Origin of the sequence: Planktothrix sp. FACHB-1355, from assembly GCF_014748295.1 — a bacterium.
GTDB lineage: Bacteria > Cyanobacteriota > Cyanobacteriia > Cyanobacteriales > Aerosakkonemataceae > Aerosakkonema > Aerosakkonema funiforme_A.
In genome coordinates this window covers 1-10,291 of sequence record NZ_JACJUP010000103.1, presented here as the reverse complement: position 1 = coordinate 10,291, position 10,291 = coordinate 1, and the positions used below count along the sequence as shown (strand labels likewise).

General features: G+C 42.1%; 8 protein-coding genes, 3 tRNA genes and 1 pseudogene. 6 read left to right on the top strand and 6 right to left on the bottom strand.

What is annotated here, in order from left to right; all coding sequences use genetic code 11:
• The 6 genes and pseudogenes from H6S82_RS07360 to H6S82_RS07335 all read left to right on the top strand — a co-directional run.
• Positions 1-371: pseudogene (locus tag H6S82_RS07360) on the top strand (RNA-directed DNA polymerase); the annotation flags it as partial.
• Between the two features lie 797 nt (positions 372-1,168).
• Positions 1,169-1,238: transfer RNA gene (locus tag H6S82_RS07355), tRNA-Ala, on the top strand.
• Between the two features lie 3 nt (positions 1,239-1,241).
• Positions 1,242-1,316, top strand: a tRNA-Met gene (locus H6S82_RS07350).
• Positions 1,317-1,343: 27 nt separating this feature from the next.
• A tRNA-OTHER gene (locus H6S82_RS07345) sits at positions 1,344-1,417 on the top strand.
• Positions 1,418-1,867: 450 nt separating this feature from the next.
• Positions 1,868-2,470, top strand: a complete 603-nt coding sequence (locus H6S82_RS07340) for a YdeI/OmpD-associated family protein (protein WP_242056851.1) — start codon at positions 1,868-1,870, stop codon at positions 2,468-2,470.
• Positions 2,471-2,529: 59 nt separating this feature from the next.
• The gene (locus tag H6S82_RS07335) at positions 2,530-4,047 is read left to right on the top strand and encodes a slipin family protein (RefSeq protein WP_190465766.1); all 1,518 of its coding nucleotides are present in this window, start codon (positions 2,530-2,532) and stop codon (positions 4,045-4,047) included.
• Positions 4,048-4,149: 102 nt separating this feature from the next.
• Here H6S82_RS07335 and H6S82_RS07330 read toward each other — a convergent pair whose 3' ends face one another.
• The 6 genes from H6S82_RS07330 to H6S82_RS07305 all read right to left on the bottom strand — a co-directional run bounded on the left by H6S82_RS07330 (position 4,150) and on the right by H6S82_RS07305 (position 9,636).
• Positions 4,150-4,668, bottom strand: a complete 519-nt coding sequence (locus H6S82_RS07330; RefSeq protein WP_190465768.1) for a hypothetical protein — start codon at positions 4,666-4,668, stop codon at positions 4,150-4,152.
• Positions 4,662-5,738, bottom strand: coding sequence for a DUF4419 domain-containing protein (locus tag H6S82_RS07325; RefSeq protein ID WP_190465770.1), 1,077 nt, complete (start codon positions 5,736-5,738; stop codon positions 4,662-4,664). Before H6S82_RS07325 ends, H6S82_RS07330 begins: the two co-directional genes overlap by 7 nt.
• Positions 5,739-6,063: 325 nt before the next feature.
• The gene (locus H6S82_RS07320; RefSeq protein WP_242056850.1) at positions 6,064-6,696 is read right to left on the bottom strand and encodes a pentapeptide repeat-containing protein; all 633 of its coding nucleotides are present in this window, start codon (positions 6,694-6,696) and stop codon (positions 6,064-6,066) included.
• A gap of 546 nt (positions 6,697-7,242) precedes the next feature.
• A complete protein-coding gene (locus H6S82_RS07315) occupies positions 7,243-7,395 on the bottom strand; it encodes a hypothetical protein (RefSeq protein WP_190465772.1) in 153 nt (50 codons plus the stop codon).
• Positions 7,396-7,623: 228 nt separating this feature from the next.
• On the bottom strand, positions 7,624-7,896 hold the full coding sequence (locus H6S82_RS07310) for an RNA-binding protein (protein WP_190465774.1): 273 nt from the start codon (positions 7,894-7,896) through the stop codon (positions 7,624-7,626).
• A gap of 891 nt (positions 7,897-8,787) precedes the next feature.
• On the bottom strand, positions 8,788-9,636 hold the full coding sequence (locus H6S82_RS07305; protein ID WP_322111920.1) for a pentapeptide repeat-containing protein: 849 nt from the start codon (positions 9,634-9,636) through the stop codon (positions 8,788-8,790).
• Positions 9,637-10,291: the final 655 nt, after the last annotated feature.

The following is a 10,291-nucleotide window of genomic DNA, read 5'->3' as shown; positions in this document are numbered from 1 at the left end:
TCACCTTTTCTGCTTCTGGCGATAACCGCCGTCATATTTGTAACGTACTGAGACGCACCGAATCAATAGTCGAACACGAAGGTTTTGTAATTAATGAAGAAAAAACCAGAATCCTTCGCAATTCCCGACAGCAAGATGTAACTGGAGTTATAGTTAACGATAAACCCAACGTTGATAAGAAAACTCTCAAACGCTTTCGGGCAACTTTGTATCAGATCGAAAAAGACGGATTAGAAGGCAAACGCTGGGGTAATTCTTCAGATTTAATTGCCTCAATTCAAGGATTTGCTAACTTCGTCGCAATGGTCAATCCCGAACTCGGTGCAGAGTTTAAAGAACAGGTGAAACGCATCAGAGAAAAATATAAGTAAGGCCATATTTGTACAATTTCGCTCTACTTGAGTTATAATGAGTGCAAAGGTAGGAATACATTGTCCAATGCAATAGTCTGGGTTCTGTATGCCCAACTGGTACGCCGATCGTTGAATCGAGCGTATACCGCCGACCAATATATTACTACCAGTTGAAAGTTAACTCTCTTGTTAGAGCGATCGGTGGATCGCCGATCGATAACGGGTTTACCCCTGTACTTTCAGCAAAAACTCTTTCGCCCTGAATAAGGGCACCTTGTTAGGGACAAGGCACATTCGTAGTTACAAACTTGGTAGCTACAAATTCAGTAAAAACTACGACAGAGAAAATCTGTTTTCGTTTGGCAAACTCTGCGGTGTTGGTGTGATGCTATCGTTTATCGTCCGCGATATCGGTAGTCACAGCAAAGAAGCCAGTGCAATTGTTTTCTCTCTAACTTGAGTATGTTCCTTCGTTTGACACATCCATTTTTCTGGAACTGACAAACCGAACGACATATTTGAGCGCTGTTATCTTTTTCTAGATTGCCTTTGGGTAATCTAAGTAAAAATCCCAGCAATCTTAATCCAGTGAGATGAGATGCAATTTGCCCGCAACTGAACTGTAAACACCCGCATTTGCAGAGTTTAAAAATAATATTATTTAGTAAATCCCTACCACCTGACATTTTTTGTGCTACATTAAGTAGCGAGTTAGTAATACATTAACTGGCTGTGGTTTGGGTTCTGTATACCCAACTGGTGCGCCAACCTCTGAATTGAGCGTATATCGCACATTAATGCGTCACTACTCGACAGTTTGATTAGCTCAGTGGGAGAGCATCCGATCGCATCGGTAGGTCGTAGGTTCGAGTCCTACATCAAACGCCCTGGAAGTTAGCTCACTGGTAGAGCGATTGGCTCATAACCAATTTGTCGCAGGTTCGATTCCTGTACTTTCAACCAACCCTGTCCGGGTCAAAAGACAAATTCGCGGAATAGAGCAGTCTGGTAGCTCGTTGGGCTTGTCCCCAAAGGTCAGTGGTTCAAATCCACTTTCTGCCCCACCAACCCTGTCCGGGTCAAAAGACACTACTCTTTTAAAGTAGCTTTCTCAACTCTATTAGGAACTCTGCGATGTAGGTGCGTATTATCGATCGCTACTCGTGACGATCGCTAGTAACTGTAAAGGAGCCAGTGCAATTGTTTTCTCCCTAACTTGAGTATGTCCCTTCGTTTTACCGCTCCAGTTTTCTGGAGATAGTAAAGCGAACGGCGTATTTGAGCGTTGCGATATTTGTCTGAATTTCCCTTGGGAAGTTTAGACGAAAGTAGCAGCAATCTTAATCCAGTTTTCGAGACACAATTTGCCCGCAACTGAACTGCCAACACCTACACTTGCAGAGTTTAAAAATATAGTGTAGTATATGTATTATGCAAATCGTTCAAAAACTCAACTAGAGGTATGTTGTTGCGCTTCAGCGCCAAAGTGCAACAACATACCTAAAAAGCAAACTTTGCCTAATAACGTTCCCACTATGCAAAAATTTGATAACCAACTAGAAACATTTTATGCCACAAATGGCAAAGAATGGCGGGATTGGTTAGAAAAAAACCATCGCACCTCTATTGGTGTATGGCTAATTTATTACAAAGTAAAAAGCGGTCAGCCAAGCATTAAATATACAGAAGCAGTTAAAGAAGCTTTATGCTTTGGTTGGATTGATAGTAAAGTTAAAGCTTTAGACGCAGAACGTTATATGCAAATATTTACTCCTCGCCAACCGAAAAGTGTGTGGTCAAAATTAAATAAGCAGTATGTCGAAGAACTGATCGATCGAGGTTTGATGACTGAGGCTGGCTTGTCAAAAATTGTAGCCGCAAAACAAGACAGTTCGTGGAATACTTTGGATGCGATCGAAGCATTAATTATCCCAGATGACTTACAGCAAGCATTAGCAACAAACGAAACTGCCAATCAATATTTTGAAGCATTAAGCAGATCGTCCAAAAAGAATATCCTTTTTTGGATTGCAAGTGCTAAACGTCCCGAAACAAGGTCGAAGCGAATCGAGCAAACCATAATTTCAGCAGCGCAAAACCAGAAACCCAAGTTATAAATGTAGTCACGAGTATGTTATTTCAACTGCGAATTCCTAAATTATCTCTGCAATTTTCTATGTGGAAAACCTTTTACATCAAACCTAACGAAATTGGCATCTTATATCACCGCAGTGATTTTAAGAAAATCTTGCAGCCCGGTACTTACACATATTTCGGTCAGCACTGGCAAGTAAAAACTTACGATCTCAACCAACCAGAAGCAAAGATTGACAACTTGGAATTATTGCTGCGAAATAATAGTTCCGAATTACAGCAATATCTTTTAGTAGTAAGGACTGCATTCAATCAAACTGCTTTAGTGCGAGTGGGACAAAATTGGGTGAGTGTTTTACCAAATCAATTGCGAGCTTTTTGGCGCGGTTTTATTGACGTAAAATCTCATATTTTTGATTTGAATGAAAGCTTGGAATTACCTGCCGATTTCGTACAGCAAATACGTGGAAGTACCTTGTATGGAATCAAGAAATTCCAAATTTCAGAATCTGAAATTGGTTTGCTTTACGTGCAGAATAACTTTGTGCGATCGCTCTCACCGGGCGAGTACGCTTTTTGGGCTGTCGATCGAGATGTTACAGTCCGGAATCTCAGCCGTATTGTACCCAATCCCGGCTTTCCCTCCGAGGATGTGCTGATCGATCGACATCCTGAGTTTGTGGCGGCTTACTGCGAGATAGTTCAATTGCAGAATCAGCAAGTCGCCATTGTACGCGATCGAGGTAAAGTTATCTCCATCCTACCGCCGTCTAGCCGCAAATTATTTTGGCAAGGTGTGGAAGTAGAAGTAATTGACATCAGCAATGATGCTAAATTGCCAGCTAATTTAGTGACAGAATTAGTCTTGAATGCGCCAGAGATAGTCCGCAATTTTTTGCACATTCGGGAAGTTCCAGCACAGCATATTGGATTACTTTACATCAATCAAGAATTTCAAACACTACTCCAACCTGGAATACACGCTTGGTGGATATTTGGACGCTCTTGGCAAACGGAAGCAATTGACCTCCGCTTGCAAACTATGGAAGTATCCGGTCAAGATATCCTCTCTAAAGATAAAGTACCTCTACGCTTGAATTTAACTGCTGGTTTCCGCATAGTAGACCCATTGAAAGCCAAAAATAGCTTGTCAGATGTAGCTGCTTTCTTATACAAAGAATTACAATTTGCTTTACGGGCGGCAGTCGGCGAACGAACTCTAGATGCTTTATTGGAAGATAAAGGCGCGATCGATAGAAGCGTTGCTGAATACATTCGTCAGAAAACCGCAGAGTATGGAATTGAATTTGACTCCGTTGGCGTAAAAGATATTATTCTCCCTGGTGAGATTAAGACTATTTTGAGCAAGGTTGTAGAGGCAGAAAAAGCCGCACAAGCTAACGTAGTGCGCCGCCGTGAAGAAACTGCTGCCACTCGCAGTATGTTGAATACCGCTAAAGTGATGGAAGATAATCCTGTTGCTTTGCGTCTGAAGGAGTTGGAAGTGCTAGAAAGAATTGCTGAAAAGATCGATCGAATTCAAGTTAACGGCAGCTTGGATAGCATTTTGACGGAGTTGATTCGCATCAACAGGGAATAAATTTTATAGGGTTTTCGACTCGATAAAATACATCTGGTGTAGGGGTGGGTTTAGCCATTTTGGTGGGCAGTGCCCACCCTACGATTCATTCTGTCCGCCTACTTAATTATCCTCATCGAATGAATCATCGGGAATAAAGTCAGGCGCATCGAAATAGTAGCGTCCCTCTGCTTCAATTATTCGCTCAAATAGTTGGGGAATTCCTTTCGCAATAACCGCAGCACTTTCGGGCTTCAACAGCTTGTACTCTTTTTTGAAAGTTGAATCCATGAAAGGCATAAGTTCTCCTACAATTATCCACCATTCGCTATAATCTTTGTAAGTTCCATCTTCCCAGTTTCCCGTTGAGCGACTTACATCAGCATAAGCAATGCAACGACCGTCATTGAGGTCGATAAAAGCTGTCGCATATTTGTACGGGCGGTACATGATGTATAATAAGTAATCTTGTATCGATCGCACCCGCCAACTGTGTTCCGTATTGGCAAATAAAGTCGCTTCATTAAATCGTTCTAACAGTTGTATAAGTTCTCCTGGCATCTCCGGAATACGAACACGATTATTGCTCGATCGATCCAAAGGTGGTTCTGTTTCGTGTTCCTGCTCTAACAAATCTAACAACTTAGCAAAATTATCTCGCGAACTGCCCAACCTATTTCCGGTTGAAGAGTGCCGTCGTCTGGATCTTGTTTAATACCAATAAATCCACCTACTAATTCTAGCGATTTCTCACCTAACGCTGTCTTCAATTTAAATGGAGCGCAGGACAAACCAATAGGGATATATTGAGGAGAAATACCATCGGAAACAGTTATATCTGTGCGAGCTACATCTAGAATTGGATTTCTAATTTTAAAATCATTTGCGTAATCTTTAAGATATGGGAAAAGATCGGCTAACCATCCTGTAATTACTTCTTCCCCGTAAACTGACTCAGGTTTGTAAATCTCACGCCAAAAACTTAACGAAGGTTTGCCTTCAGCCGTTTCTACAAATCCTCGACAAATTGGCAACAACCTTTGTGTCCACCATTCAAGTTCGTATTCAGCTATCTTCTCGACACGATGCTGAATGCTGCGCCAATCATCCACTGTACCTTGCAAAGTCACGAAAGGAATACCGCAAATGCACATACGCAAGTAATCGAAATACTGCTGGAAAGCATCCATCATCACCATATGACTTGCAGTGCGTATTCTTGGCGTAGTGGTGCTGAAATTGCATTCCATCAAGTCGCACAAATCTGCACCTACCTCTGCGCGAATACCCCTAACCCATTGTTCTATAACTTTTTCCCAGTGGTGAGGTTGTGTCAGTTCGTCTGTTTCCGATTTAAGTACAATTTTCCCCTGATGGCGTACAAAACGAGAGCGAAGCGCTTCCGCGTTATTATTGATATGATGTGCAAAACCTTGTGCGATCGTCATCCAAATCGTATCGGGAGTAAGCAACAAGGGTCGATGTTGACTGAACGCTATGTGAACAGCGCTTACCAAAGCATTGTCGCTGCTATCTTCGACAAGTGGGAACTCCGGGTGGTGACTGAATGCAAGTACCGGACTTCCATAGCACTTTTCAAACTGTAACAAAGCACTTTTTTCTGCAACCAAGTCTTGACATGGTTTTACATCATCGACTTGGAAACAAATTTCTCCTACTCTCTGACTTATAATGGGGGCTATATCGTTCATAAGTAGCTTTGATTGAGGTAGATTTTAGGGCGGCGAACACGCGCTTAACCTATTTTATATTTGTTATTCAGAAAAAGGGTAATTATCTTTCGGATTGATTTTGCAAAATGCTTACTTAACGCAAGTTCCTAGTTATTAATTTTGAGTCTGTAGGGTGCGTCGATGTGCATAATTTTGGCGATTATGATTAATTTTATCGCTCGTGAATGAGCCTAATTAATCTAACACCACAAATTGAGTTAATTATGTCACATTTGAGTGCGATATAAAACTCGTCCTGCCAATTAACGCTAATTGGGATGCGGACTACGAAAGTGATGCTTTTTTAAGCCCAATAGTCAATTTTTGGATCGTCTTTATCCCATTCTGGATCGTCTTTAGCAAATTCACCCCATCTAACATTCTCTAAAATCGCTCCTTCAAAAATCGTGCCCTCAAGTTTAGCTCCCAGCAATGTGGCAGATGTTAAATCTGCTCCTGAAAAATTAGCTTCTACTAAGTTACTATTAGCTAAAAAAGCCCGCATGAGTTGGGCATTAGAAAGATTAGCTCTTTTGAAAGTGACTCTCATCATATCACAACCTTCAAAATTTGCTCCCGCTAAGATAGTGTCTGATAAATTAGCATGGGAGAGGTATGCTCCTCGAAAATCACATAATTCCAAATTAGCACCTCTCAAATCGGTAAAATACAAATCCACTTCTTTGAAATCCGCGCCTGCTAAGTTGATGCCAGCAAGAGAAGCGCCTCTTAAATCCCATCCAGTAAACACTTCTTCAATGTAAGGCAACTCCGACAGAAAGTGTGCCCAAGGCTGTTTTAATTGCAACGCAGTAATTACGTTGGTAAGCATAGCTTGGCATTTTTCATACTGCCATCGACTTGTCAATTTGATTCGATCTTTTTCTATTTCCTTGTATATATTTTTAGCCTTCTCCAACAGAAAATCGTCTAACATCTGTTACTCCTTTGGTGAACTTTACTAATTAATTTGAAAACTCTAGAGAGTCTGTTCTCAATAAAAAGAGGTTGTTTCCACAGGGATCTAGTTCCCAAAACCTTTACCTGTAATTGTTTGGGGGCGCTTGTCGCCCCCTGAACCGACGCGCTGATAATTTTCTCAGAATTAGTCAAGCTCAGTACGACTCTTGGAGATTGCGTTACTGCGAATTCGTTAGGACTCGATCGAATATAGTTGCTACTAATTGCGCTCCTTGGGAGAAAAAATGATGGGAGCAATTACGATCGCTATTGTTGCGCTTGATGCGTTCGCGATAGCGATGCGGAGCATTATCGCTTTGTTGTGCAAACTTTAGGTCATCCGCCCAAAGGAGAACTTTTCCTACCTACCGACTCTTTATGAGGAAATTTTATCGAAATTTGCAAAAATTACCAAAAAGCCCAAGCTCTGCGCCAAAAGATGCTCTACACTTTGAAGAAACACCCTAGCCCCAGAGATTGGGCAAATTTTACGCTGCAAAAGCGAAGCGAAGTGAGGCTAAGCCTACTCCTCTTCGTCGTCACCCTCTGCGGAAACAGACTGGTTGCGTTTTCTAGAAGAAGAAAAGTTAGTCGTATTTTTCCGTTTGCGATACTTTCGTGCGTATGCTTGGTTACGCAGTGCTTTTTCTTTCTTTAGATTGCGGCGTTTCGCCATTTTGACCTCATTGCGGAAAAAAACAGTAGCACTTCTGCAATATATTGAGGCGCTACTATCTTTAGGTATGATTAGGGTTGCCGCTTAGCCTTGTTTTTTAGGTAAGCTTAGTTAAGATATCACAAATTCAAAGCAGTGTCAAGACAAAGTTACCCTCACAAGGCTGAGGATCTGTGTAGGTTTGATTAATCTTAACCCCTAGTTAACACTAGAGGCATCCAACCTGTTCTAATAACTGCTGCGATCGCTACGCCTGTCTTCCTGGGGTCTTGCCTTGTTTACCCGCAGCTGACGCCCCATCCATTCAGAAGAGTTTAAATCCGAGATAGCTGCATCTTCTTCAGCTTCGCTGACCATTTCCACGAAGGCAAAACCTCGCGCTTTGCCTGTCTCCCGGTCTACTGGTAAGACTACTCGTTTGACAGAACCATACTCTGTAAATAATTGTTTAATATCTTCGGAAGTGGCTTTATAGGACAGGTTGCCAACGTAAATGGTCATAAAAAATCGTCCATCGATCGAGAAGACCAGATCCAGGCCAGTTAAGGATGTTCCAGAAGTATGACTGGCTTCGAGCTAAAAATTTACCGTACTTTTCCGGCCTTTATTCGGTACTTTAGCCCAAATCGGTCATTTTTTCCTTTACCTTACCGCACCTTGTATCTGCATTGCTGTTTATTATAGCCGGGTCTGCTCTTAGCCGATCGTGTTGGAGGTGACATTGTGAAAATCTTTTGCTGGCACTTTAGATAGAGCTACTTTTATCCAGGTGAAGCGATTTGGAGAGCCCTCGCTCCTACGGTAATTTAGAATACATTTTATTTAAAGTTTTACCTAAAGCAAACAAATGTAAACCCTTATAGGGATGAGGTTTCGCTGCGATTCCTACCCCTATTGCTGATTCAGTAGACTTACGGTTTCGGTTACGTTTTTACCTAAGTACAGGCTGGAATCGTTCTGATTTTGCGAAGTAACACCCAAGAAAAAGTTTACAGAGAACGTGATTGCAGCCGCTAGTATTAGTTTTTCCAACATACTCAACTCTCCCATTGACAGATGGCATCACCGCAGAAACACCGATACTATTAATATCGATCCTTTTTATAAGGTGTCTGGTGATGGGTATCTTTCAAAAAAGGTGACAATTATCCTAGTGTCAAGTGATTTAAGTCACGGCTACTTCTAATTTCCCTGAACTAACCAGTCAGTTTCAGCTAGCTAGAACAATCTCTCTCGGCAGGCAGGATGCCTACCCCACAAGAATTTTTGGAAATGTCTATTGAACAAACAAAAAATCAGAATAGTAATGCCATAAAATTGGCTGTACGGATGCGGTAAATGCAGCCTTACAGCCTGATACAGTATAATTTCAGCTATGCGACGCTCCAGGCATTAGAAAAACAATTGCAGCCCCAAACTGGCAATACCGCTTAAGAAATTAAGAAAATTCGAGCCGCCGCCAGAACGCCTGGGTTTATTAGCTGTTTCAATTCCTTTAATAACATCTTGAGCTAATTGATATCCCTGCTGATTTCCTTGCGCCGTATAAAGTTGTGCCGCTCGCTGAGTATCTGTCATCGCTCCCGTCTTGTCCCCTTGTTGGAAGCGAACCATACCGCGCCCCATGTAAACTTCTGCATAGTCGGGTTTAATATTCAGCGCCTGGTTGAACAGTTCCATCGCTCTAGCATAATTGTCTCTCTCCGCTTCTGCCATTGCCCATCGATAGAAGTCCTCAGCTGTACCGGTGTAACTTGGCAATCCGATCGCACCCAAAAAGTTAGCATTAGTTAAACTAGCACCAACCAAATTAGCCTGAGCGAGAAAAGTATCTCTCATATCCGCAGCATTCAGATTGGCACCGCTGAGATTGGCACCGCTGAGATTGGCACCGAACAGACTCACACCCGTAAGATTGGCATTGCTGAGATCTGCACCGATCAGGTTGGCGCGACTGAGATTAGCGCGAGTCAAATCAGCACCGCTGAGATTGGCGTTAGCCAAATTAGCCATCACCAATCCCGCATTGCTAAGATCGCACCTGGGACATTGCTTTGTGGAGAGCAGCTGTCTGATATGGTCGGGATTGGCAGCTTCGGCAGGATTTGCCAAACTAAAGGTTGTCAGCAGTGTTGCACTAGCCAAGAGTTTTGATTTCATAAGCTTATCGAGAACGATCGCCATCGGATCTTTTCTGTATATCAGCAATTGTGCTAAATCTGTGTCATTTCCACAAGTCATCTAAAATGCTGAGTCAAGACGAGCTAAAAAAAAGAACGGCAAATCACTGAGGTTGAGAGCCTGTGAATTCTGGTTGGCTAATACTTGTCAGGTTCTCTGATAGTAGATTGACCGCACGAGCGAATTCTGGAATCACTTCGCAACATCCGCGTCATAAATTGATTGTTTATCTCTCGACTTTAGTACAATTATCCTCATAACCGCTCCCCTGTGATTTAATTATTTCAAAATATAAAAGCGATGGCTAATTGTAGCTTAACGTCTTAACTTCGATAATTTCTACAAAACTCTAGATTGACATTTTCATCGAATTTTGGAATTGAATAAGTCAGTTAGTCAAAGGCCGATCCCAATCTTACAGTTCCTCAGCCCATCGTCTTCTAGCAAAAAGAATAGGTGACAATCGCATAGTTTGGCGATCCTAATGGCCATATACTACGCTTTGTCACGCAAGTTATTTCATTTTGGGGGAAGCACCCACCTGGGCACAAGATGTTGGCGGCACTATATTTATAGGCGATACTATAATAAGCCAAATTACTACATGGCATCAGTCAGCCGCAATCGGGGTGAGTTCTGCCAAAGAAATAAAGATGGAGACCGCATTTAAGAGGATATGAAAATATGGCAGCCGATTACGATATAGTCATTATTG

Bases quoted from the DNA above. Each gene is read 5' to 3' on its own strand.
- H6S82_RS07325 (WP_190465770.1), bottom strand. From the start codon at position 5,738: ATGAACGATATAGCCCCCATTATAAGTCAGAGAGTAGGAGAAATTTGT.
- H6S82_RS07335 (WP_190465766.1), top strand. From the start codon at position 2,530: ATGTGGAAAACCTTTTACATCAAACCTAACGAAATTGGCATCTTATAT.
- H6S82_RS07310 (WP_190465774.1), bottom strand. From the start codon at position 7,896: ATGACCATTTACGTTGGCAACCTGTCCTATAAAGCCACTTCCGAAGAT.
- H6S82_RS07320 (WP_242056850.1), bottom strand. From the start codon at position 6,696: ATGTTAGACGATTTTCTGTTGGAGAAGGCTAAAAATATATACAAGGAA.
- H6S82_RS07315 (WP_190465772.1), bottom strand. From the start codon at position 7,395: ATGGCGAAACGCCGCAATCTAAAGAAAGAAAAAGCACTGCGTAACCAA.
- H6S82_RS07305 (WP_322111920.1), bottom strand. From the start codon at position 9,636: ATGACTTGTGGAAATGACACAGATTTAGCACAATTGCTGATATACAGA.